The 22374-nt window shown below is 70.5% G+C and carries 22 protein-coding genes and 1 tRNA gene; 11 read left to right on the plus strand and 12 right to left on the minus strand.

Going from position 1 to position 22374, the window contains the following annotated elements; all coding sequences use genetic code 11:
- Positions 1-354 (plus strand): DUF8711 family protein, encoded by a 354-nt coding sequence (locus tag HNR02_RS11350; protein WP_179773110.1) that lies wholly within the window; start codon positions 1-3, stop codon positions 352-354.
- Here the strand turns inward: HNR02_RS11350 and HNR02_RS11355 are convergent.
- The 3 genes from HNR02_RS11355 to HNR02_RS11365 are packed head-to-tail and all read right to left on the minus strand — an operon-like array spanning position 339 to position 2982.
- On the minus strand, positions 339-1832 hold the full coding sequence (locus tag HNR02_RS11355) for a PH domain-containing protein (protein WP_179773111.1): 1494 nt from the start codon (positions 1830-1832) through the stop codon (positions 339-341). The genes HNR02_RS11350 and HNR02_RS11355 overlap by 16 nt on opposite strands.
- The gene (locus tag HNR02_RS36460; RefSeq protein ID WP_179773113.1) at positions 1829-2332 is read right to left on the minus strand and encodes a PH domain-containing protein; all 504 of its coding nucleotides are present in this window, start codon (positions 2330-2332) and stop codon (positions 1829-1831) included. The genes HNR02_RS11355 and HNR02_RS36460 overlap by 4 nt, the downstream gene beginning before the upstream one ends.
- 47 nt (positions 2333-2379) lie before the next feature.
- Positions 2380-2982, minus strand: a complete 603-nt coding sequence (locus HNR02_RS11365; protein ID WP_179773115.1) for a TetR/AcrR family transcriptional regulator — start codon at positions 2980-2982, stop codon at positions 2380-2382.
- A 148-nt stretch (positions 2983-3130) separates the two neighbouring features.
- Here HNR02_RS11365 and HNR02_RS11370 point away from each other — a divergent pair, with 148 nt between their 5' ends.
- On the plus strand, positions 3131-4003 hold the full coding sequence (locus HNR02_RS11370; protein ID WP_179773116.1) for an oxidoreductase: 873 nt from the start codon (positions 3131-3133) through the stop codon (positions 4001-4003).
- Between the two features lie 141 nt (positions 4004-4144).
- On the opposite strand, the gene HNR02_RS11375 is transcribed toward HNR02_RS11370, so the two are convergent.
- Both HNR02_RS11375 and HNR02_RS11380 read right to left on the minus strand, forming a co-directional pair.
- Positions 4145-4702: a P-loop nucleotide/nucleoside kinase family protein gene (locus HNR02_RS11375; protein ID WP_179773118.1), complete on the minus strand. Its 558-nt coding sequence runs from the start codon at positions 4700-4702 to the stop codon at positions 4145-4147.
- A 60-nt stretch (positions 4703-4762) separates the two neighbouring features.
- Positions 4763-5950: an MFS transporter gene (locus HNR02_RS11380; protein WP_179773120.1), complete on the minus strand. Its 1188-nt coding sequence runs from the start codon at positions 5948-5950 to the stop codon at positions 4763-4765.
- 137 nt (positions 5951-6087) lie between these two features.
- Between HNR02_RS11380 and HNR02_RS11385 the strand changes: the two genes are divergently transcribed.
- The 4 genes from HNR02_RS11385 (at position 6088) to HNR02_RS11400 (ending at position 10256) form a co-directional block, all read left to right on the plus strand.
- Positions 6088-6537 (plus strand): Fur family transcriptional regulator, encoded by a 450-nt coding sequence (locus tag HNR02_RS11385; RefSeq protein WP_179773122.1) that lies wholly within the window; start codon positions 6088-6090, stop codon positions 6535-6537.
- Positions 6534-7976, plus strand: coding sequence for a catalase (locus HNR02_RS11390; RefSeq protein WP_179773124.1), 1443 nt, complete (start codon positions 6534-6536; stop codon positions 7974-7976). Before HNR02_RS11385 ends, HNR02_RS11390 begins: the two co-directional genes overlap by 4 nt.
- 927 nt (positions 7977-8903) lie before the next feature.
- The gene (locus HNR02_RS11395; RefSeq protein ID WP_179773125.1) at positions 8904-9401 is read left to right on the plus strand and encodes a hypothetical protein; all 498 of its coding nucleotides are present in this window, start codon (positions 8904-8906) and stop codon (positions 9399-9401) included.
- A gap of 348 nt (positions 9402-9749) precedes the next feature.
- Entirely contained in the window at positions 9750-10256 is a 507-nt protein-coding gene (locus HNR02_RS11400) for a hypothetical protein (RefSeq protein WP_179773126.1), read from the plus strand.
- Between the two features lie 65 nt (positions 10257-10321).
- On the opposite strand, the gene HNR02_RS11405 is transcribed toward HNR02_RS11400, so the two are convergent.
- Positions 10322-11368, minus strand: coding sequence for an alpha/beta hydrolase (locus HNR02_RS11405; protein WP_179773128.1), 1047 nt, complete (start codon positions 11366-11368; stop codon positions 10322-10324).
- 125 nt (positions 11369-11493) lie between these two features.
- Here HNR02_RS11405 and HNR02_RS11410 point away from each other — a divergent pair, with 125 nt between their 5' ends.
- From HNR02_RS11410 to HNR02_RS11420, 3 genes are all read left to right on the plus strand, one after another.
- Entirely contained in the window at positions 11494-12039 is a 546-nt protein-coding gene (locus tag HNR02_RS11410; RefSeq protein ID WP_179775856.1) for an NADPH-dependent FMN reductase, read from the plus strand.
- Between the two features lie 63 nt (positions 12040-12102).
- Positions 12103-12522 (plus strand): organic hydroperoxide resistance protein, encoded by a 420-nt coding sequence (locus HNR02_RS11415; protein WP_179773129.1) that lies wholly within the window; start codon positions 12103-12105, stop codon positions 12520-12522.
- A 29-nt stretch (positions 12523-12551) separates the two neighbouring features.
- Complete coding sequence (locus HNR02_RS11420) at positions 12552-13028, plus strand: Dps family protein (protein ID WP_179773130.1); 477 nt, start codon at positions 12552-12554, stop codon at positions 13026-13028.
- Between the two features lie 58 nt (positions 13029-13086).
- Here HNR02_RS11420 and HNR02_RS11425 read toward each other — a convergent pair whose 3' ends face one another.
- Complete coding sequence (locus HNR02_RS11425; protein WP_179773131.1) at positions 13087-14919, minus strand: S9 family peptidase; 1833 nt, start codon at positions 14917-14919, stop codon at positions 13087-13089.
- Between the two features lie 38 nt (positions 14920-14957).
- Here HNR02_RS11425 and HNR02_RS11430 point away from each other — a divergent pair, with 38 nt between their 5' ends.
- Positions 14958-15704 (plus strand): methyltransferase domain-containing protein, encoded by a 747-nt coding sequence (locus HNR02_RS11430; protein ID WP_179773133.1) that lies wholly within the window; start codon positions 14958-14960, stop codon positions 15702-15704.
- Positions 15705-16321: 617 nt separating this feature from the next.
- On the opposite strand, the gene HNR02_RS11435 is transcribed toward HNR02_RS11430, so the two are convergent.
- From HNR02_RS11435 to HNR02_RS11445, 3 genes are all read right to left on the minus strand, one after another.
- Positions 16322-16395: transfer RNA gene (locus HNR02_RS11435), tRNA-Pro, on the minus strand.
- A 29-nt stretch (positions 16396-16424) separates the two neighbouring features.
- Entirely contained in the window at positions 16425-17399 is a 975-nt protein-coding gene (locus HNR02_RS11440; RefSeq protein WP_179773135.1) for a metallophosphoesterase, read from the minus strand.
- A 119-nt stretch (positions 17400-17518) separates the two neighbouring features.
- Entirely contained in the window at positions 17519-19678 is a 2160-nt protein-coding gene (locus HNR02_RS11445; RefSeq protein ID WP_179773136.1) for a transglycosylase domain-containing protein, read from the minus strand.
- Between the two features lie 213 nt (positions 19679-19891).
- On the opposite strand from HNR02_RS11445, the gene HNR02_RS11450 reads away from it, so the two are divergent.
- On the plus strand, positions 19892-20182 hold the full coding sequence (locus HNR02_RS11450; protein WP_179773138.1) for a WhiB family transcriptional regulator: 291 nt from the start codon (positions 19892-19894) through the stop codon (positions 20180-20182).
- On the opposite strand, the gene bagB is transcribed toward HNR02_RS11450, so the two are convergent.
- Together bagB and bagA are read right to left on the minus strand one after the other, a co-directional pair.
- On the minus strand, positions 20179-21303 hold the full coding sequence (bagB, locus tag HNR02_RS11455; protein ID WP_179773140.1) for an ATPase BagB: 1125 nt from the start codon (positions 21301-21303) through the stop codon (positions 20179-20181). The two genes, HNR02_RS11450 and bagB, sit on opposite strands and share 4 nt — an antisense overlap.
- Positions 21303-22307, minus strand: a complete 1005-nt coding sequence (gene bagA, locus HNR02_RS11460) for an ATPase BagA (protein WP_179773142.1) — start codon at positions 22305-22307, stop codon at positions 21303-21305. The genes bagB and bagA overlap by 1 nt, the downstream gene beginning before the upstream one ends.
- Positions 22308-22374: the final 67 nt, after the last annotated feature.

A 22374-nucleotide genomic window follows, 5' to 3' on the forward strand; every position in this document is an offset into this window, starting at 1 on the left:
ATGAGAACTGCGCGGGTGCTCGGAATGGTCGGGATCGCGGTCGTGCTGGCCGGATGTGCGGAAGCCGCCGAGACGGCGGACCGGGCCAGTGCCTGCGCGCAGGCGCTCGGGCTGGCGAACCTGAACCCCAACGCCACGGCGCAGGAGGTGGCCGACCAGGCCCAGCAGAAGGCAGGCGAGCTGCGGGACCTCGGCAACCAGGTCGCCGACCAGACGCTCAAGGAGAACCTGTTCGCCATCGCCGACTCCTACGTCGCGCTGGAGCAGCGCAAGTCGCAGGGCCTGTCCGACGTCAACGACTGGATCCAGACCAACGCGGCCAACCTGGACCGGTTGCGTCAGGCCTGCACGTAGGCGGTCCCCGCCGGCTGCGTGAATGCGCTTTCCCACGCGGGTGCCAGGAATTCGGTGAGGATCCCGGGTGCCGCGGTCTCGGCGAACTCCTCGGCGTGTGCGGTGTCCAGGTCCGGAATGCGGTAGCCCTGCTCGCCCGCGGCCACCGCCGCGGTGAGGGTGACCAGACCTGCCCGGCGGGTGAACGGGGACGAGGTGAAGGTCCAGGCGACGACCCCGGACCGCTGCAGGGCCGTGGTCCGGCGGGTGAACGTGCCGGCGCGGGCGATCAGGAACTCCTCGTCGAAGCCGTGCCCGAGGTTGCGGTAGGCGTCGCGGGCCAGCCAGGCCGTGACCGGTGTCGCGAGCGCCAGGAACGCGGCGCCGCCGAGGAGGTAACCGGGACCGAACACCACGCCCGGGACGACCATCGCGGCGGTGAGCGGCAGAACCACGAAGAGCATTCCGCGCCGGAACCGGCGACGCCGCGCGACCGGCGGGTGCGGGATCAGCGTGCGGCCGAACACGGCGTGCCCTGCGACCCGCCGCACCACTCGCAGCGCTTCGGCCAGCGGCGCGGGAGGCAGGACAGCACTGCGGTGCCGGGTTTCGTCCTCGTCACCGAGGCCGCCCGCGACCGCGGAGACCTTCGCGCCGCCACCCGCGCGCAGCGGAAGCGGTTCGGCCAGCTGCACCCCGCGCAGCCGCGCCCGGTCCATCGTTACCGAGCGCGTCGTGAACAGGCCCCGGCGCACTCCCAGCGCACCCGCACCCGTCCACTCGACGCGAAAGCGCCACCAGTTCTCGATGTACAGCGCGACCGCGCCGGCGCTACCGAGCATGAGGATTCCCAGCAGCAGCACTGGGATCGTGAGCCACAGCGCGCTGGCGCCGAAAGCGGAAAACGCTTCCCGCACGACGCCGATCCGCCACGGCTCGATGCCGAAACCGTCCAGCACGCGGTACAGCGAACCGGCCGCGACGAACACCCCGCCGACCGCCCAGAAGGTCAGTGGCGCGTACCGGATCCACCGCGGGTTCCACGTCGCGAGCACCGGCTCGTCCGACGGTTCGGGGCGCGCCAGCCGCGCCCGCAGCGCCTCCGCCGCGGGCCGGTCGAGCGCGTCCAGCCGCAGTTCACCCTCGCCCGCGGTGCCGACGCGGACGACGACCAGCCCGAGCACGCGGTGGACCGGCGGGGCGGTGAGGTCGACGTTGCGGATCCTGGTCAGCGGGACCTTCCGCACGTGGCGGGTGAACAGCCCGGACACGAGTTCGAACGCGTCGCCGGTGACCCGGTACCGAGTGACGCGGCGGCGGAGCATGCCGCACGCGGTGATCACGGCGAACACGATCGCGATCGTCCCCAGGGTGATCCACATCTGGGGATTGCCGCGGCCGCCGGTCGCCAGCAGGGTCAGCGCGGCCGACCCCAGCGGGGCGGCGAGCCACGCGTTGTCGACAAGGAGGCTTCTCGGGTGCGGACGCTGCCAGGTCATGTCGCCTCCCCGGGCACGGCCTGGGCGGCTTCGCCGATGCGGGCGGCGATCTGCTCGGCGTCCTCGTCCGACAGGCCGGCGATCTTGACGTTCCCGGCCGTCGACGCCGTCGTGACGACTATGGTGGCCAGCCCGAAGGACTGCTGGACCGGCCCGCGCACGACGTCGACCGTCTGCACGCGCGACAGCGGGGCGATCCGCCGCCGCTGCCAGAACCAGCCGCTCGCCGCGTAGACGGCGAACTCGCCCAGCTCCCACGCGTGCACCCGGTACCGCCACCGCGGCATCACGGTCAGGTAGGCGATGGCGGGCAGCACCAGCGTCACCAGCAGCAGCGGACCGAGCCAGACCAGCGCGCCGGGGAAGAACAGCAGCGCCAGGATCGCCAGCGTCAGCGCGGTCAGCAGCGCCGGGCCGGACAGCACCAGCAGGGCCTGCACGGTCCACCAGCGGCGGGCCGCCGGGTGCACCCCGTGCCGTGGTGGCCGTAACCGGTTCACGAGTCCCCCGTTTCCAAGTCATCTGTCTGGAAAACGAGGTTAGCAAGTCAGTTGACTTGAATCAACAGCCGGTCGAGGTAGCGGTCCATCAGCGCGACCGTCTGCTCGGCGGTGAGGGCGCCGAGGTGGAAGTCGGACCGCAGACCCTGCGCCAGCGCGATGAGCAGGGCGGCCTCCTCGGCCGGGTCGCAGTCCGCGGACAGGTCGCCGGAGCGGATGGCCAGCGCGACGATGCCTTCGAGAGTGTTCCGCAGGCCCGCGGCCTGTCGCGTGGCGAAGTCGCGCAGGGACTCGTTGCGGGCGGATTCGAGGAGGAAACTGAGCTGCATCAGGCTGCCGGCCTCGGCGCGGTCGTCGATCGGCACCATCTCGTGGGCGATCGCGCGGAGCCGGGCCCGCGGCGTCGGTTCGGCGAGGGTCATCATCCGCGCGGCGACACGTTCCACGTTCTTGCGGCCCATGAACTCCATGGCGAAGATCATCATCTCGTCGCGGTTGGCGAAGTAGTGCTGGAGCTGGCCCAGCGAAATCCCGGCCTCCGTGGCGACCTCGCGCAGGCTCACCCTGTCCAGCCCGCGTGCTTCGGCCACCCGCCACAGCGCCCGGGCGATCGCCGTTTTCCGCGCCTCGTGGTCCACCTGTCTGGGCACCCGATCCCCTTTCCAATACGAGCGACCCAGTATAGGTGGGCCACCGGGCGTGGGTGTCCCCGCGACTCCTAGGATCGACTGGGAACTGCCTGCTCCTTCGCCGCGCGGGCATCGTGGAGTTCAGCAGGAAATCCAGGAGGGAAGTTCCATGACAGCGAACACACTGGCCGGCGGGACCTTCACGATGACGCAGGACGTGACGGTCGGCCGCATGGGCTACGGCGCGATGCAGCTGGCCGGACCGGGCGTGCTCGGCCCGCCCGCCGACCGCGGCGCCGCGGTCGCCCTGCTGCGCGAGGCCGTCGAGCTGGGCGTCAACCACTTCGACACGGCCGACTTCTACGGCCCGCACATCACGAACCAGATCATCCGCGAGGCCCTGCACCCCTACGACGGGCTGGTCGTGGTGACCAAGGTCGGCGCGGTGCGCGACGCCGACGGCGGCTGGGTGCACGAGCGCTCGCCCGAACAGCTGCGTGCCCAGGTCCACGACAACCTGCGCAACCTCGGCGTCGACGCGCTCGACGTGGTCAACCTGCGCGTCGGTGGTGGCGACGACGGGCACTCGGCGGTGCCCGGCTCGATCGCCGAGCCGTTCACCGCGCTCGCCGAGATGCGGCAGGAGGGGCTGATCAAGTACCTCGGAATCAGCACGGTCAACGCGGAGCAGGTGGCGCAGGCGCAGTCGATCGCGCCGGTCGTGTGCGTGCAGAACGGCTACAACGTCGCCCACCGCGAGGACGACGACCTGGTCGCCTCGCTGGCCGCGCAGGGCATCGCGTACGTGCCGTACTTCCCGCTCGGCGGTTTTTCGCCGCTGCAGTCGAAGACGCTCGATGACGTCGCCGCCCGCCTCGGCACGACCCCGATGGCCGTCGCGCTGGCGTGGCTGCTGCAGCGCTCGCCGAACATCCTGCTCATCCCGGGCACCTCCTCCGCGGCGCACCTCCGCGAAAACGTCGCGGCCGCCACGCTGGAGCTGCCCGCCGACGCCCTCACCGAACTGAACGCCATCGCCTGACCCGCGCCGCGTCGGCCGCCCCGGTCGCCGTGTTTGCCGCTCCGGTCGTCGTGTTTGCCGCTCCGGTCGTCGTGTTTGCCGCTCCGGTCCGCGTGTTGGCCGTCCCGGTCGGCGTGTTGGCCGCTCGGGGCGGCGCGCGGGTCAGGCGACGATCAGGTGCAGGCCGCGGGCGGCGGTGTCACGGTCGATGACGGTGAGTTCGTTCCAGCCGCGGCGCTTGCCTTCGGTGAGCAGGGCACGCACGCGCGGCAGCCGCCGGAGGTGGCGGCAGAACGACGCCGACCGCAGCACGCGGCCGCGCGTCCGCTGTCCGGTCAGCGCCTCCTCCGGCGTGCAGTCCACCCACAGGAGGTGCCGTCGCCGTCCGGTGAGCAGCCCGGTCAGCACCAGCCACGCCCTGGTCGCCGCGCCGGTCGCCGGATCGTGCACGACGACCGGGCCGGGCGTGCGGATCGCGGCCAGCACCACGCGCAGCCGGTGCAGGACGTGCACCGCCGGGCGGTAGCGGCGGTACGGCGTGCCCGGCGGCAGGGCGGCGGCGAGCCGGTCCCGCATCTGGTCGGAGTCGAGGACCTCGACCGGGCGACTGGCCTGTGTGCTGCGCAGCAGGGTGCTCTTGCCCGAGCCCGGCAGCCCGGCGATGACGAGCAGCGCCCGCGGTCCGATCGACATCTCCAGTGCGGTGCCGGTGGTCCTCATGTCTACGCCAACGCGTGATCACACCGCCTGCGTTCCTCACTTACCGGTCAAACCGGTCATTCACAGCGCAGCCGCAGCGGGCGCGTGGACCGTGCGACGGCGCAGCGCGAACGCCACCAGCGCGAACCCGAGCCCGAACACGCCTGCCGCCGCGAAACCCCAGCCGGGGCCACTGTGGTCGATCACGAACCCGACCACCGGGCTGCCCGCGGCCATGCCGAGCCGGGTCGCCGAGTCGAGCAGGCCCATCGCCTCACCGCGAACCCGAGGCGGCGCGAGGCCGGTGATCTCCTCCGCGGTGGAGGCGAGCGTCGGCGCGCAGGCCAGGTTCGTCGGCACCAGCGCGAGCGCCAGCAGCCACCACGGCAGCCCGGTGGCGAACCCGACCGGGATCACGAGCACGGTCAGCAGCAGCATGAGCCGCGCCTGCGACAGCGACCGCCGGACCGCGCCGTGCACGACCCCGCCGATCACCGACGCGACACACATCACCGCGATCACGACGCCCGTCCAGCCCACCTCGCCGGTCGACCGCAGCGCGGCGAGCGTCGCCAGTTCCGTGCCGATCAGGCAGAACAACGCGCCCGCGGCGACCAGCAGGGCGCCGACGAGCCGCGGCGTGAGCCATTCGCGCATCGGCGGCCGCTCCGCGCTGACCGCCTCGGCCTCGTGCCGGACAGGCGGGTCGAACCAGTACAGCGCGAGAGTCCCGAGGCCGAAACACACGCCGATCCCGCTCAGCGCGAGCGTCGAGGACACCTGCGTGGACAGGGCGATCCCGGCGCTCGGCCCGATCATGAACGAGGCTTCGAGCAGGACCGAGTCGAGCGAGTACGCCGAGCGCCGCGACTCCGGCGGCACCAGCGCGGTGAGGACCTGCCGGGCGATCGAGCTGGCGGGCAGCACGAGCATCCCCGCGGGCAGTGCCGTCGCGAGCAGCGCCGCGTACGGCAGGTGCGGGGTCGCGAGCCAGAACACCGCCGACGTCGAACCGCAGACCGCGGTCACCGGGCGCAGGCCGTGGCGGTCGATCATCCGGCCGACCAGCGGGGCGCCGAGCGCGCTGCCGAGCATCGTCGCGGTGCCGACCAGGCCGGCCTGCCCGTAGCCGCGGCCGAGGTCGCTGACCACGTGCAGCGTCAGCGTGATGCCGGTGGCCGTCATCGGCAGGCGGGTGAGGAAGAACAGCAGCATCGCCGTCGGCACGCCGGGCACGGCGAGGACGCGGCGGTACGGCTGGAGGGGCACGCTCCCACTTTGGCACGGGCGTGCAAGTCCTTTTCTGCGGCCGACCTGGGGCGAGGTCACCCGGAGTGGTGAGTTGTCTGGAGTCGTTCCAGATTTTTTCTTGACTGATTCCAGATTAGCGGGCACTGTGGATGTCGATGCCTCACCCAGTCAGCCCCGTGCGGGACCAGCTCAAAGCCGCCGGCCTGCGGATCACCGCTCCGCGGGTCGCCGTGCTGGAGTGGCTCGCCGGGCATCCGCACAGCACCGCCGAGCAGGTCACGGCGGGTGTTCGTGTGGTGCTCGGTTCCGTGTCGGCCCAGGCGGTCTACGACGTCCTGCGTGCCTGCGCGAACGCGGAGCTGGTGCGGCGCATCGAACCGGCCGGTCACCCGGCCCGGTTCGAGACGCGAACCGGGGACAACCACCACCACCTCGTCTGCCGCGGCTGTGGCCGGGCCGAGGACGTCGACTGCGTCCACGGTGCCGCGCCCTGCCTGGCGCCGTCCGACACCGCGGGTTTCGTGGTGGAGGAGGCGGAGGTCGTCTTCTGGGGTCTGTGTCCGGCCTGTTCCACCATCCACCACGACAAGGAGGTGTCGGCGTGACGAAGCCGACCACCAACAACGTCGGCATCCCGGTCGCCAGCGACAACGATTCGCTGACGATCGGCGCCAACGGCCCGATCCTGTTGCAGGACCACTACCTCATCGAGAAGAACGCGCACTTCAACCGCGAGCGCGTCCCGGAGCGCGTGGTGCACGCGAAGGGCGGCGGTGCGTTCGGTTTCCTCGAGGTCACCGAGGACGTCAGCCAGTTCACGAAGGCCGCCCTGTTCCAGCCGGGTGCCCGCACCGAAAGCCTCATCCGGTTCTCGTCGGTGGCAGGCGAGAACGGTTCGCCCGACACCTGGCGCGACCCGCGCGGGTTCGCCGTGAAGTTCTACACCTCGCAGGGCAACTACGACCTCGTCGGCAACAACACGCCGGTGTTCTTCATCCGCGATCCGATCAAGTTCCCGGACTTCATCCACTCGCAGAAGCGCCGCGCCGACAACCACCTGCGCGACCACAACATCCAGTGGGACTTCTGGACCCTGCGCCCGGAGTCGGCGCACCAGGTCACCTGGCTGATGGGCGACCGCGGCATCCCGTCGAACTGGCGTGAGATGGACGGTTTCGGCTCGCACACCTACCTGTGGGAGAACGCGGGCGGCGAGAAGTTCTGGGTGAAGTACCACTTCAAGACCGACCAGGGCATCGGCTACCTGCCGCAGGACGAGGCCGACCGCATCGCGGGCGCGGATTCGGACTTCTACATCCGCGACCTGTGGACCGCGATCGAGCAGGGCAACCACCCCAGCTGGACGCTCTACGTCCAGGTCATGCCGTACGCGGAGGCGGCGGACTACCGGTTCAACCCGTTCGACCTGACGAAGGTGTGGCCGCACGCCGACTACCCGCTCATCAAGGTCGGCCGGTACGTGCTCGACCGCAACCCGTCGAACTACTTCGCGGAGATCGAGCAGGCCGCCTTCGCGCCGACGAACCTGGTGCCCGGCATCGGCCCGTCGCCGGACAAGATGCTGCAGGGCAGGCTGTTCGCCTACCCGGACGCGCACCGCTACCGGATCGGCGCGAACTTCGCGCAGCTGCCGGTGAACGCGCCCAAGTCCGAGGTGAACACCTACTCCCGCGACGGCGCGATGGCCTACCGCAACCCGGGCAACCCGGTGTACGCACCGAACTCGTTCGGCGGCCCGCACGCTGACGCGGCGTACGCCGGTGAGACCGCCTCGGCCTACGGTGTCGAGGACGAGGTCATCCGCAGCGCCTACAAGCTGCACGCCGAGGACGACGACTTCGGCCAGGCGGGAACGTTGGTACGCAAGGTGATGGACGACGAGCAGCGTGAGCGGCTCGCGCAGAACATCATCGGCCACGCGAAGGGCGGCGTTTCGGAACCGGTGCTGGAGCGGGTGTTCGAGTACTGGCGCAACGTGGACAAGACCCTGGGCGACAAGGTTGCCGAGGCGTTCGGCAAGTAGTTCTCTCCCACCACGGAGTACGCGGCCCGGTAAGTCCAATGTGGTCTCGCCGGGCCGCTTTTCGTCGGGTGGGCGCTACGCGGGTTGTTGCGCTGCGCGCGGCTGGGAGCGCCGGCTTCGCTTCGCTACGCCCCGATTGGGCCGCCCCGATTTTTCATCTGTTTCTGCGGCCGAGCAGGCGGTGTCAAGGCGGGAAAGAGTACCTTGACTCCGCCTGATCGGCCGCAGAACTGGGCTGTGTATCGGGGTGCGGGGGAGGGCTGGGGCGGCTGTCGGGTCGGGTTCCGTTGCCGGGCGGCGGTTGTGCAGGTGAGTGGTGTACCGGAAGAGCAAACACGCCGCCCGGAAGAGCCAACACGCCGCCCGGAAGAGCAAACACGCCGCCCGGAAGGGCCAACACGCCAGCCGGAGCGGCCAACACGCCGCGCGCCGCGCCGTGTTTGCCGCTCCGGGCACCGTGTTTGCCGTTCCCGGCGGCGTGTTGGCTGCTCCGGGGCGGCGCCCGGCAACGGCAAGTGATCCGGCACTGTGTCTGCCGGGCTTTCCTCTCCCGCAACCGATCCCCAGCCGTCGTTGGCGGTCTGCTCGATCGCCAAAACACTGAACGATCGGGTCCGGGAGGGGCAATCCGTTGCGAGCTTGCGAGCTCGGCGCTTGGGAAACCCGCGTAGCGGCTACGAGAAACACCTGAACGAGCGGCTGCTGCATCGCGGAAGAAGCATCCAGTCACCCACCGCATGCATTCCATCCCACCCCGGAACGCCGAAACCTCCACCGATCGCACCTTTCGGGCGGTTTCACCCGCGCCGGAATCCCTGCACGTGAAGGACCGCCGGTCCCCATCCGAGTGGCGGATGGGTGAGTGGCGAACACCGTTGGTACCTCTGGGCATCGGGCAAGGGTGCGTCAGGCCAGGAGGTAGGGAAAATGCGAGGGAAGTTCGCCCGGATCGTCGCCGTGGCGGTGGCAGGCAGTGTTCTGGCGCTGGGTGGCGCCACGATGGCCGTCGCCGACGGGAAGGGCACGTCCAGCACACAGGCCGCCGGTGAGCAGTTGCTCCAGATGCGCACGCAGCTCGTCGACTCGGCCTATTCGGCTGATGTGGTGGGCACCCAGCGTGCGCTGGGGCAGGTGAGCCCACTGCTCGGCGACCTCGCCGCGGGTCAGCAGTACCAGATCCAGTCCGACGCACGGCAAACGGCGGCGTCCGCCCGGGACGACGCCACCAACGCGAGCCGGATCATCGCCGACCCGGCTCAGGCGGCCACGATCAAGCAGGTGCCCTCGACGTCGCCGCTGCAGAGCCCGCCGCCGCCGCTGGACATCGTCGCGGACCTGCTCCGGACGCTCATCGAAAAGCTCACGGAGCTGTTGAACGCGCTGACCGGCACCCCGCCGCCCGCGTTGCAGGTCCCGGCCGTCTGAGCCCCCGAGCAGGGAGACCGGAATCCGGTGTGGACGTCCACACCGGATTCCGGTCTTGCCGTCGGCGGACGGGGTGACGTGGGTGACGTGCGTCGCCCGGAGGTCGGAAGCAGCGGTTCGGGTGAGTTTCGCGCCACCGGTGGGTGAGCGGGACACTCAGGGCAATACTTGGTCGTCAAAATCTTGATCAACCGGGCGATCAGCAAGGGCCCGGCGTTCATCAGATGCGGGGGTTTGCCGCCGTCACCCGGATCCGGCACGTGAACGGCCTTGGGCGTTCGAGTGGTGGGAGATCAACTAGGCAGGTACTCCTGAGCCTGACAGGTCCACCGAGGCCAGGAGGTTGAAATGAAAGGCAAGTTCGCCAGGGCCATCGCGGTCGCGGTGGCAGGCAGCGTGCTGGCGCTCTCCGGCGCCGGCGTCGCCGCGGCCGGCGGAAAGGGCACGTCCAGCACGCAGGCCGCCGGAGAACAGGTCCTCCAGCTGCGCGACCAGCTGGCCACGGCCGCCTACGCTGCCGACGTGCCCGCCACCCAGCGTTCGCTCGGCCAGATGAGCCCGCTGCTCGGCGACCTCGCCGCGGGCCAGAAGTACCAGATTCAGTCCGACGCCCAGCAGACCGCAGCCGCGGGCAACGACTACGCGAGCGAAGCGAGCCGCATCCTGGCCGACCCGTCGAAGGCGAGCGAGGCGCGCCAGCTGCCGCCGGTGCCGGAGATCCCGGACCTGCCGCCGCCGCTGAACCTCGTCAGCAACCTGCTCAAGAACCTGTTGAAGACCGTGACCAGCCTCCTCGCTTCGCTGCTCGGCGCAGCTCCGCCGCTACCGGTTCCGGTGCCGGTTCCGGTGGCCTGAACAACCACCCGGCAGGGGGTGACCGGGGTCCGGTGTGGACATCCACATCGGACCCCGGTCCTTTTTCACGCCCGCAGGCCGAGACGCAGCGCGCCCGCCGCCTCGGAGGCCGCTTCCCGGAAGCGCTTGCCGACGCCGAGGAAGTTCATGTACCCGTGGATCAGGTCACGCTGACGGCTCAACGTCACCGGCACGTTCGCGGCACGCAGCTTCGCCGCGTACTCCTCACCCTCGTCGCGCAGCGGGTCGAAACCGGCCGTCGCCACGTAGGCGGGCGGCAGGCCAGTGAAGTCCTCGGTCAGCAACGGGGACAACCGCGGATCGGTCCGGTCCACGCCGGCGGGCGCGTAGTGGTCGGCGAACCACGTCATGTCGGCGTCGGTGAGGAAGAAGCCCCTGCCGAAGACCTCCCGTGACCGGCGCCGCCTGCTCGCGTCGACACTCGGGTAGAGCAGCAGCTGGAACACCGGTGCCGCGCCACCACGGGCCGTCGTGACCTGTGCCGTCACCGCGGCGAGGTTGCCGCCCGCACTGTCCCCGCCCACCGCGATGCGGTCCGGGTCGACGTCCAGGTCCGTGGCCTTCGCGTGGGCGTAGTCGAACGCGGTGACGGCGTCCTCCGGCGCCGCCGGGAACGGGTTCTCCGGGGCGAGCCGGTACTCGACCGACAGCACCCGGACCCCGGCCTGCTTGGCGAAGTAGCGGGCCGCGTTGTCGTGGCTGGCGCGGCTGCCGACCACCCAGCCGCCGCCGTGGAAGAACACCAGCAGCGGCGATGGCGACGGGATGCCCTCCGGCACGTACAGCGTGGCCGGGAGCGGCCCGTGTTCGGCCGGGATCACGACTTCCCGGGTGTGGACCGGCTCGATCGGTGTGCCGCTGACCAGGTGGCCGGAGTCGAGGATCCGCTGCCGGGCGATCTCCGGCGTGCCCGCGGCCATGCTGACCCGGGAGATCTGCTGGAGCCGCAACAGCAGTTGCGCGTCCAGCGCCAGCTCCTGCCCGTCCAGCCGGATCGCGCGGCCCGCGATGAGCCGTCGCACCGGCGCGGGGAGCCCGAAGATCAGTTGAGCCGCGGCGGCTTCGACGCGGCTCTGCAGTGAGGTCGCCATGGCCCGTGACGTTACTCGCGGGTAGGCACGCTGGCCAGGTGTGACCGGTGCCTCCGTCCCAGAACGTGGTCCTCTACTTAGGTGGAGGGGTTAGCCTCGAAGACGTGACTAGTGCGGCGATCAACGTGGTCGGAATCGGCGGCTCCCTGCGCCCGGGCTCCCAGTCCGAGCGCGCACTGCGCATCGCGCTGGACAGCGCGGCCGCGGCCGGGGCCGAAACGCTCGCCCTGACCGGTGAAGACCTCGTGCTGCCGTTCTACGATTCGGCACTGGAGGAGCGCACCCCGCAGGCCGTCCGCCTGGTCGAGGCGCTGCGCGGGGCCGACGGTGTGATCATCGTCTCGCCCGGCTACCACGGCGCGCTGTCCGGCCTGATCAAGAACGCCCTGGACTACGTCGAGGACCTGCGCCCGGACACCCGCCCCTACCTGGACGGACGCGCGGTCGGCCTGGCCGCCGTCGCGTTCGGCTGGCAGGCCGCCGTGACCACCCTCGACCAGCTGCGCACCATCACCCACGCGCTGCGTGGCTGGCCGACACCGCTCGGCGGCTCGGTCAACTCCGCCGAGGTCAAGTTCGACGAGGTCGGGGGCGCTTCCGAGGAGAAGGCCGTGACCACGCTCGAGCTCATCGGCAGGCAGGTCGTGGAGTTCGCCCGCGCCCGCCGCTGAAGGGTTGGTTCGCCCCGGCCCGGGGTATCCACCGGCTGACACCTGCCGCCAGGAGGGACAGACGTGGAACCGGTGTACACGGCGGTCGCGACCGCACGGGGTGACGGCCGCAACGGCGAGGTGACCTCGTCCGACGGCGTCATCGACGAACGGCTGGCCGTGCCGAAGGAGATGGGCGGGCCGGGTGGTGAGCTGACCAACCCCGAGCAGCTGTTCGCGGCGGGCTACGCGGCCTGCTTCCACAGCGCGCTGCAGCTCGTGGCCCGCAAGGCCGAGGTGAGCCTGGGTGAGTCGACCGTCACCGCCGAGGTCGGGATCGGCCGCGAGGGGCAGGGCCTGGAACTGGCCGTGAAGGTGGTGGCCCACCTGCCGGGGATGGAGCAGGACAAGGCCGGTGAACTTGCGGCGCAGGCGCACCAGGTGTGTCCTTATTCTCGCGCCACCAGGGGAAACATCCAGGTCGAGGTCACCGCGACGACCTGACGAAAGTTCGGACAAGGAGGATCTTTTCGATGGCGAACGCACCCATCAAGAGCCCGCTCAGCCCCGCCGACAAGGAGATCACCGGTAACGCGCTGCAAGCCGCGCTGGTGGACCTCGTCGATCTGCACCTGATCGCCAAGCAGGCGCACTGGAACGTGGTCGGCTCCAACTTCCGCAGCGTGCACCTCCAGCTCGACGAGCTGGTGGACACCGCGCGCAACTACACCGACGAGGTCGCCGAGCGCGCCAACGCGATCGGCATCTCGCCCAACGGCAAGGCGAAGACCATCGTGGAGAGCTCCGGCCTGCCGGAGTACCCCGACAACTGGCAGAACGTCGAGGCCACGATAGAGAACATCGTGAACATCCTCGCCGACCTGATCCAGCGCATGCGCAAGCGCATCGACGAGACGGACAAGAGCGACCTGGTCACCCAGGACCTGTTCATCGAAATCACCCAGGCGCTGGAGAAGGCCCACTGGATGTGGCAGGCGCAGACCGCCTGACCGGTGCCCGCGGAAGGCCCTCGTCCGGATGGGGCGAGGGCCTTCCGCTGTTTCCGGGTCACTGGGCCAGGCCGACCGCCTTCATGGCGAAATGCACCTCGGCCGCGGTCTGCTTGATCGTTTCGGCGATCACGAGTGAACCGTGCCCGGCGTCGTAGCGGTAGAACTCGTACGGCAGGTCGCGCTTGGCCAGCCGCTCCAGGTAGTTCTCGATCTGCCGGATCGGGCAGCGCGGGTCGTTGTCGCCCGCGAGCACCAGCACGGGTGCCTTGACCGCGTCGACGTAGGTGAGCGGCGAACACTCCCGGTACACGGCGGGCACGTCCTCGGGTGAGCCGCCGAACAGGGCGCGGTCGAACTGGCGCAGCTGCTCCATCTCGTCCTCGTAGGCGGCCACGTAGTCCGCGACCGGCACACTCGCCACACCGGCGGCCCAGCGGTCGGGCTGCGTGCCCACCGCGAGCAGCGTCAGATATCCGCCCCACGATGCGCCGGAGACCACCGTGCGCGCCGGATCGCTCAGGCCGCTTTCCACGGCCCAGTCGTGGACCGCGGCGACGTCCTCCAGTTCGGTCAGACCGGGGCGGCCCTCGATCGCGTCGCGCCACGCCGAGCCGTAACCGGTGGAGCCGCGGTAGTTGACCTCGACGACGGCGAACCCGGCGTCCAGCCACACGGCGCGGTAGGCGGAGAAGCGGTCCTCGTCGGCCGCGTGCGGTCCGCCGTGCAGGGTGAACACCGTGGGCAGCGGACCGTCCGGGGCGTCGAGCGGCCGGGCGACCAGCGCGTGCACGCGGCCACCCGCGCCCTCGACGAACGCGTCGGTGACCGGCGCCGATCCGGGCGCGGGGTCGCCGGGCGGGGTGAGCAGCACGGTGTCGGTGCCGTCGGCCGCGCGGGCGCGGATCACGGACGGTTCGGCGGCGCTGGACCAGGAGTACTCGACGGTGCCGTCCGGGCGGACCCCGGCGCCACCGATGCGGCCGGGCGGGGTGTCCACAGCGGACAGTTCGCGGGTGGTCAGGTCGTAGCGGTGCAGTGAGCTGCGTGCCTCGTGGAAGTGCACGACGAGCAGCGCGTCGGCCTTCGGGTACCAGGTCGCGACGACCTCGCCGGGCAGGCCGAGGTCCAGCTCCTGTTCGGTGCCTGCCGCGACGTCCCACACCAGCAGCTCCTCGCGGCCGCGGCGTTCGTGCAGGACGAGCATCCGCTGGTCACCGGCGACGGGCGAGAACTCCAACGGGGTGAGGCCCTTGCCCTCGCCGTCCCATTTGTCCGCGACGGCTTCGAAGCCGGTGGTGTCCAGGACGCGGACCGCGGGGTGGCGGGAGTCGCCGTGCTCGGCGTGGGAGATGGCCAGCAGCGTCTCGTCGCGGGACAGCGCGGCGATGCCGGCGTCCTGCTCGTGGGCGTAGAACCGGGTGGTCCGGCCGTCGCGGGTGGCGAACAGCTCGCTGCCGTCGTCGGTGGAGACGCCGGTGGCGGTGACGTGGTGCCCGATTTCGAGTCCGGCCGGGTAGCCGGCGTGGACGTCGGGCAGGGCGGGTTCGGCCGCGCCGCCGTCGAACGGCTGACGCATCCAGGTGCCGAACTCGTCACCGTCGGTGTCGTTGAACCACCAGATCGCGGAGCCGTCGGGGGAGGTGGTGGCGTGCAGTGTGCCGTTGGGGCGGTCGGTGACCTGGCGGTGTTCGCCGGTCTCGCGGTCCCAGGAGTAGACCTCCCAGACGCCGCTGGCGTTGGAGACGTAGATGTTGTGCTGGGGCGCGTCGAGGGCCCAGTCCGGCACCGACACGCGCGGCGCGTGGAACCGGGCGCGCCAGCGGGACTCGGCCTCGGCGTCGGCGAAGAGGCGGTCGGGGATGTTCGCGGGCGGGTGCTGGGTAGTCACCCCTCGATCCTGCCAGCTTCTGCCCGTACCGTGTGCGTGTGCTGGAGGGATACGCGCCCGGGTTCGCGCAGGACGCGCTGGCGATGATGAGATCGCGGACCGCCGCCGATCGCGCGGAGTTCGTGTTGCGCCTGCTGCGGCCGGGCATGCGGGTGCTCGACGTGGGGTGCGGCCCGGGCACGATCACCGCGGGTTTCGCCACCATCGCGGGGCGTGGCAACGTGCTGGGCGTCGACCGCGAGCCGGGCTTCTTCGCGGCTGGGTCCAAAGTGGAGTTCGTGGCCGGGGACGCGTACGCGTTACCGGTGGGGGACGAGAGCGTGGACCTGGTGTTCGCGCACGCGTTGTTCGAGCACCTCGCGCGGCCTGCTGAGGTGTTGTCGGAGATGCGCCGGGTGCTGCGGCCGGGTGGCACACTTGCTTTGTCCACTTCGGACTGGTCGCGGGCGCGGTTGCGCCCGGCTACCGCGAACGTCACCGCCGCCTTGCGGGGCCACTACCTGCTGCGTCGTCGTGCCGGTGGGGATCCCTTTGCCGGTAAGCATGTTGCTTCCTGGGTATCCTCGGCCGGTTTCCGGGAGGTGCGGACGCACGGCCGGTTCCGGCCGGACATGTCCTACCGGGCTCTGGCACGGTATGTGGAATCGCGCCTTGATGCCGCTCTCGGTGAGCTCCCGCGGGACCGGGACCAGCTCGCCTCGGCCGCTCGTTCCGCCTGGGCTTGGTCGCATGGCGGGGATGGGGAGTTTTCGCAGTACTGGCTTGAGTTGCTTGCGAGTAAGTAGCCGCTACGCGGGTTGCTCCGCTACGCGCGTGTCTTGAGCGCCGGGCTTCGCTCCGCTACGCCCGGCGCCACCCCCACCGGCCCCTCCCGTTGAGTGTTCGGTTGCCGAGCCGCCGCGTCAAGGCGGGAAAGAGTACCTTGACCCGACGACTCGCCAACCAATTTCAGCTGGGGATCGGGCCCGGCGGGGGTGTGGTTGGTGGGGTGGTCCCCCGCGCACACGGCCGCCGGTCCAAAGAACTTCTTTTTTGAGAAGGCGACTGAGGTGCCAAGGCGCCTCGCGACAGATCGGCGAGCGAAGCCTCGCCGCGGGGGGGGGCCAGGGGGCTTGCCCCCTGGCGGGGGTCTGGGGGTTCGACCCCCAGTGCAATGAGGTTGGGTCCCCCGGTCCGCGAGCTTGCGAGCGGACACGGAGGACCCGGTCCCAAGAGGTAAACAGCGCGGATGCCGCTCCGCGGCACGCGCTACTCGCGGCTCTCAGGCGAGCGAAGCTTCGCCGCGGGGGGCCAGGGGGCTTGCCCCCTGGCGGGGGTCTGGGGGTTCGACCCCCAGTGCAATGAGGTTGGGTCCCCCGGTCCGCGAGCTTGCGAGCGGACACGGAGGACCCAGACCCAACCGTCGGGGTGGCGGGATTTGAACCCACGACCTCCTCGACCCGAACGAGGCACGCTACCAAGCTGCGCCACACCCCGATGTACTGCTGAGCGGGTCGAAGAAGAGTTTAGCGGATGGCGCGGGGGGCTTTGCGGGGGGTTGGGTTGGTGGGGTTGTGCGCCGTCTTGCCTCGGGCTACCAGCGTCAACAGGGTGGCTTCTGGTGGGCAGGCGAAGCGGGCGGGGGCATACGGTGAGGTGCCGAGGCCCGCGGACACGTGGAGCCACATGCGGGCGCCCCAGCGGGAGGCGCCTCGGGCGCGGCTGCGGTCGAGTTCGCAGTTGGTGACGAGTGCGCCGATGCCGGGGATGCGGAGTTGGCCGCCGTGGGTGTGGCCTGCCAGGACCAGGTCGTAGCCGTCGGAGGCGAAGGGGTCGAGGATGCGTGGTTCGGGTGAGTGGGTGACGGCGAGGCGGAGGGTGGCGGCTTCGGCGGGGCCGGCGATCTCGCCGTAGCGGTCGCGGCGGAGGTGGGGGTCGTCGAGGCCGGCGGCGAACACGGTCTGGCCCGCGATGGTCAGGGTGTGGCGGGTGTGGGTGAGGTCCTGCCAGCCGTGTTCGACGAAGGCCGCGCGGAGGTCCCGCCAGGGGAGTTTGCGTCCGTGGATGCGTTTCTTCTTGCCGCGGGGCATGAGGTATCGGGCGGGGTTTTTGGGTTTGGGGGCGTAGTAGTCGTTGCTGCCGAAGACGAACACGCCGGGCCGGTCGAGGAGCGGGCCGAGTGCGCGCAGGACGGCGGGGACGGCTTTGGGGTGGGCGAGGTTGTCGCCGGTGTTGACGACGAGGTCGGGTTCGAGCCGGTCGAGTGCGGCGACCCAGCGTTGTTTGAGGTGCTGACCGGGCAGCATGTGCAGATCGGACACGTGCAGGACGCGCATCGGCCGGGCGCCGGGTTCCAGGACGGGCAGTTCGGCGGTGCGCAGGACGAAGTGGCGCCGCTCGATGCCGGACGCGTATCCGAAGGTGGCGGCCCCGAGGGCGACCGTTCCCGCGGCGAGGCGTTTGGCGGTCAGGATGTGGCTGCTGTCACGGTCCGTGCTCACCTGACCCAGGATACGGGTCGGTGGTGCGCTTCGGGCACCGGTCGAACGGCGGGAGAAGCGCCCTCGGGCGCCGGAAACGAGACGGGGTGCTCACCGCGAAGGTGAGCACCCCGGTCGAGTCAGCGGACTCGTTCGTATCTCGGGTCCGATGGCGGGAGCGGCAGGGCCGGGTCGTTGGGGCCGAGGATCTTGCTCATCGCGCCGAACCACGTCCGTGCGGGTGTCTTGCCACCGAACATGTTGCCGCTGCTGCAGGTCGAGACATTGCCCGGGCCGCCGTCACACAGGCCGCCGCTACCACCCTCGGGGCGGAAGACCATGGCGGCGCCCGCGAGCTGCGGGGTGCCGCCGATGAATGCCGCCGAACCGTTGCTCTGCGTGGTGCCGGTCTTGCCGATCATCGGGCGGGTCCAGCCGACCTGCTGCGCGGCCGCGGCGGAGGTGCCGCCCGGCTGGTCGTCCTTGCTCATGCCGACCGCGAGGGTGTTCGCGGCGCCCTCGTCCATGACCTGCTCGCACGGCTCCTCGCTGATCGGGATCGGTTTGCCGTCCCGGTCCTGCACCTGGGCGATCGGGGTCGGCGGGCACCACTTGCCGCCGCTGAGGATGGTCGCGGCGACGTTGGCCATCTCCAGGTTGCTGGTCGCCGACACGCCCAGCGTGAACGAACCCTGGCCGGGCGATTTGTCCGTCGGCCCGAAGTACGCGGTCTGCGTCTTGGTCTCGTTGTAGGTCTCCGAGTCGGGCTTGACCGAGCCGCCACCGATGGTGCGCGTCATCGTCTCGCGCAGGCCGAGCTTGCTCGCCATATCGACGATCGGCCCCATGCCGGTGCGTTCCTCAAGGATGACGAACGCGGTGTTGGGTGAGGTTTGCAGACCCTGCTGCAGGGTCATCGTCCGCGTGCCGCCCTCGTAGTCGGTGGCGTTGCTGAGGCAGTACGCGCGGGTTCCCAGCGCCACCGTCGGACATCGCGTGGCGCCACCGGTGAACACGTTGGACACATAGAAGTTCGGCACCTGGAACGTGTCGTAGATGCCCATGACCCGGTTCTGGATCGCCGCCGCCGAGGTGAAGATCTTGTAGCTCGACCCGGCGCCGCCGGTGTTGTACACACCGGAGGGCAACGCGTAAGTCGTCTGCCCGGCGCTGGCGTCCGTTCCGTAGTCGCGGTTCGCGGCGAGCGCGACCACCTCGTGCCGGTCCTTGCCGGGGCGCACCAGTGACAGGGTGTTCGCGACGTTCTTCTGCGTCTTGCTCACCTGGGTCTGCGCGGACATCTTCGCCTCGTGGTTGGCGCGCTGGTCCATCGTGGTGCGGATGGTGTAGCCGCCGCTGTAGAGGTCGTCCTTGTCCATGCCGTGCTGCAGCAGATAGTCCTCGACGTACTGGCAGAAGAACCCGTTCTCCGGTCCGGCGCCGACACAGTTCGAGGCCGGCTTGGACGGTCCGCCCGGCACGACGCCCAACGGCTCGGTCTTCATGCGCTCGGCGTCGGCCTTGGACAGTTTCAGGTTGTCCACCATGCGGTCCAGTACCAGGTTGCGGCGCTCGGTGGCGCGCTCCGGGTGGTTCCACGGGTCGTAGAACGGCGGGTTGTTGACCATGCCGGCGAGCAGCGCGGACTGGGTGACCGACAGCTTGTCCGCCGTGGTGTTGAAGTAGGCCTGCGCGGCCGCGCCGACGCCGTAGATCTTGCGGGAGAACTCGACGACGTTGAGGTAGCTGGCGAGGATCTGGTCCTTGCTCATCTGGTTTTCGAGCTGGATCGCGATCCGCGCTTCCTTGAGCTTGCGGGCGATCGACTGCTCCTGGGCCTTCTGCTGGCCCACCTCGTCGTCCCGGTAGATCACGTTGATCAGGTAGTTCTTGACGTACTGCTGGGTGAGCGTCGAGGCGCCCTGGGTGTCGCCCCCGGCGCTGTTGCTCAGCGCGGCGCGAAGGGTGCCCTTCCAGTCGACGCCGTGATGCTCGTAGAACCGCCGGTCCTCGGTCGAGACCAGTGCCCATTTCATGGCGTCGTTGATCTCGTCGCCCGCCGTCGGGATGCGGTACTGGTCGTAGAGGGTGGCGATCTGGTTGCCGGCCGAGTCGGTGATCGTGGTGACCAGCGGCGGCGGGACGTTCGCCAGCTCGGCGGACATGCTGTCGACCGTCTCGCTCGCCCGGTTCGACGCGACCCCCGCCGCGCCGACGATCGGGAACAACACCCCGGCGACGAGGATTCCCGCGAGCAGGCACAGGCCGACCAGCTTGAACAGACCATCCGTCTTGCGCACACCGCCAGAGTAGTGGGAACGGATGTTCCCGCGCCGCGCCGCGTCGTGTGAATACCACGGGAACGCCGGGTTCGCGACGTATTCCGGTAACGAATTTCCATCGGGCCCTTGGCGGCGGGAACCGTCGGCCTCTACAGTCCGTCAACGTCTCACGTAGTTGCGGAGCCGGGGAGGCTCCGGGTGAGCCGGAACATCACGAGGGGAGCTTGGGGGATGGAATCCACACCACAGAGCTGGCGCATCCGCGCCCTCTGCCGGGAGGCGGATCCGGATGAGCTGTTCGTTCGCGGCGCCGACCAGAACCGGGCCAAACTGGTCTGCATGGGGTGCCCGGTCCGCACCGAATGCCTGGCCGAGGCGCTGGACAACCGGATCAGCTTCGGCATCTGGGGCGGCATGACCGAGCGGGAACGCCGCGCACTGCTGCGCCGGCGTCCCGAAGTCGAGTCGTGGTCCGAGCTGCTCGACTCGGCGCGCAAGGACTTCGCCGAAGCGGCGTCCTAGACCTCGCGCGACGACAATCGGTCGCCGATTTCCCGGAGACCCCCGAGGTCGTGCACGTCGCTGGGGAGCGCGGGCACCTCGACCAGGGGGACTCCGGGATGCGCGCGTGTGAAGCGCGCCAGCAGGCGCTTCTCCCTGGCCGCCAGCGCGACCCGGTCCGCGTGCAGTTGCAGCACGGCCGTGGCCAGTGGTGCGCTCGACTCCAGCTTCTCGGCGGCGGACAGCGCCGCCGTGGCCGACAGGTCCGCCAGCACCGGGTGGGTGCGGTTGGCGACCAGCCCGGCCAGCGGCATGTTCTCGCCGCCCAGCCGTTCCACGAAGTAGCTCGCCTCGCGCAGGGCGTCCGGCTCCGGCGCGGCCACCACCAGGAACGACGTGCCTGCCGACCGCAGCAGCTCCGCCGTCTTGCGTGCGCGTTCCCGGAAGCCGCCGAACATGCTGTCGAACGCCTGCATGAACGCGGACGCGTCGGCGAGCAGCTGTCCGCCGATGATCGTCGACACGGCCTTCGCGAAGATCGAGAAACCGGTGCTGACCACCTTCCGCAAACCCCAGCCGCCCGCCTTCGCCGGGCCGGTCAGCAGCCGGATCATGCGTCCGTCGAGCGCGCTGGACAGGCGGCTCGGCGCGTCCAGGAAGTCCAGCGCGGACCGGCTGGGCGGGGTGTCCACGACGATCAGGTCCCACTCGTCGGTGGCGGCGAGCTGGCCCAGCTTCTCCATCGCCATGTACTCCTGCGTGCCGGAGAACGACGTGGAAATGGTCTGGTAGAAGGGGTTCGCGAGCAGTGCTTCGGCGCGTTCGGGCCCGGCGTGGGTGCGCACCATGTCGTCGAAGGTGCGCCGCATGTCGAGCATCATCGCCCACAGCTCGCCCTTGGGTTCGAACCCGGCGACCGACACCTGCCGCGGGTGGTTGCCCAGCTCCCGCAGCCCGAGCGCCTGCGCGAGCCGTCGCGCCGGGTCGATCGTGAGCACTACCGTCTGCCGTCCGCGTTCGGCGGCCCGCAACGCCAGCGCGGCCGCGGTGGTGGTCTTGCCCACCCCGCCCGACCCGCAGCACACGACGATGCGGGTCTTCGGATCGTCGATCAGCGCGTCGACGTCGAGCCGCTCGGTCATCAGCGCACTCCCTGCTCGGTCAGCGACTCGGCGAGGTCGTAGAGGGCGGCGAGGTCGATGCCGCCGGGCTCCTCCGGCAGCTCCAGCGTCGGCAGGTCCGCCTCGGCGAGCTGCTCCCGCGCGCGCTGCTCGGCGGCGAGCCGGATCGCGTGCTCGACCGTCTCCGCGACGAGCGCGTCCAGCGTGACCTCCGGCAGGTCGAGCCCGGCCGAGGCCAGCCCGGTGCGTACGCGTGAGGCGTCCACCCGGCCGTCGGCGGCGGGCGTGACCGACCGGGCCGGCAGCCGCGGCGGGCGCACCCGGTTGACCAGCACCGCACCCGGCCGCAGGTCGGCGCCGTCCAGTTCGGCGACCGCCTCGACGGTTTCACGCACCGGCATCTCCTCCAGGAGCGTCACCAGGTGCACGACGGTCTCCTCGGAGTGCAGCAGCCGCACCACGCCGTCGGCCTGGCCGCGGATCGGGCCGGTCTTGGCGAGGTCGGTGAGCGCCTTGGTGACGTCGAGGAACTTGACCACGCGGCCGGTCGGCGGCGCGTCGACCACGACGGCGTCGTAGACGTGGCGGCCGTCCGGACCGGTCCGCCCGACGCACTCCTTGATCTTGCCGGTGAGCAGCACGTCCCGCAGGCCCGGCGCGAGCGTGGTCGCGAACTCGATCGCGCCCATCCGCCGCAGGGTCCGGCCCGCGAAGCCCAGGTTGTAGAACATCTCGAAGTACTCGAGCAGCGCCGCCTCGACGTCGATGTGCAGCGCCCGCAGCTCGCCGCCGCCGGGCACCGACGCGATCCGCTGCTCGGCGTAGGGCAGCGGCTCGGTGTCGAAGAGCTGCGCGAACCCCTGCCTGCCCTCCACCTCCACGAGCAGCACGCGCCGTCCGTGGCTGGCCAGCGCGATGCCGAGTGCCGCGGCCGAGGTGGTCTTGCCGGTGCCGCCCTTGCCGGTGACGAAGTGCAACCGGGCGCGGGCGAGCTCGTCGGTCCATCCGGCCAGGGGTGTGCTCACACGATCCAGCGTAAATCAGCGATCACGCTGCCGCCGCGAGGAGACCTTCCCATCACCACTAGATTGG

The organism is Amycolatopsis endophytica (genome assembly GCF_013410405.1).
GTDB classification, from domain to species: Bacteria; Actinomycetota; Actinomycetes; order Mycobacteriales; family Pseudonocardiaceae; genus Amycolatopsis_E; species Amycolatopsis_E endophytica.

Bases quoted from the DNA above. Each gene is read 5' to 3' on its own strand.
- HNR02_RS11385 (WP_179773122.1), top strand. From the start codon at position 6,088: ATGCCTCACCCAGTCAGCCCCGTGCGGGACCAGCTCAAAGCCGCCGGC.
- HNR02_RS11395 (WP_179773125.1), top strand. From the start codon at position 8,904: ATGCGAGGGAAGTTCGCCCGGATCGTCGCCGTGGCGGTGGCAGGCAGT.
- HNR02_RS11350 (WP_179773110.1), top strand. From the start codon at position 1: ATGAGAACTGCGCGGGTGCTCGGAATGGTCGGGATCGCGGTCGTGCTG.
- HNR02_RS11370 (WP_179773116.1), top strand. From the start codon at position 3,131: ATGACAGCGAACACACTGGCCGGCGGGACCTTCACGATGACGCAGGAC.
- HNR02_RS11405 (WP_179773128.1), bottom strand. From the start codon at position 11,368: ATGGCGACCTCACTGCAGAGCCGCGTCGAAGCCGCCGCGGCTCAACTG.
- HNR02_RS11400 (WP_179773126.1), top strand. From the start codon at position 9,750: ATGAAAGGCAAGTTCGCCAGGGCCATCGCGGTCGCGGTGGCAGGCAGC.
- HNR02_RS11420 (WP_179773130.1), top strand. From the start codon at position 12,552: ATGGCGAACGCACCCATCAAGAGCCCGCTCAGCCCCGCCGACAAGGAG.
- HNR02_RS11355 (WP_179773111.1), bottom strand. From the start codon at position 1,832: ATGACCTGGCAGCGTCCGCACCCGAGAAGCCTCCTTGTCGACAACGCG.
- bagB (WP_179773140.1), bottom strand. From the start codon at position 21,303: ATGACCGAGCGGCTCGACGTCGACGCGCTGATCGACGATCCGAAGACC.
- HNR02_RS11450 (WP_179773138.1), top strand. From the start codon at position 19,892: ATGGAATCCACACCACAGAGCTGGCGCATCCGCGCCCTCTGCCGGGAG.
- HNR02_RS11375 (WP_179773118.1), bottom strand. From the start codon at position 4,702: ATGAGGACCACCGGCACCGCACTGGAGATGTCGATCGGACCGCGGGCG.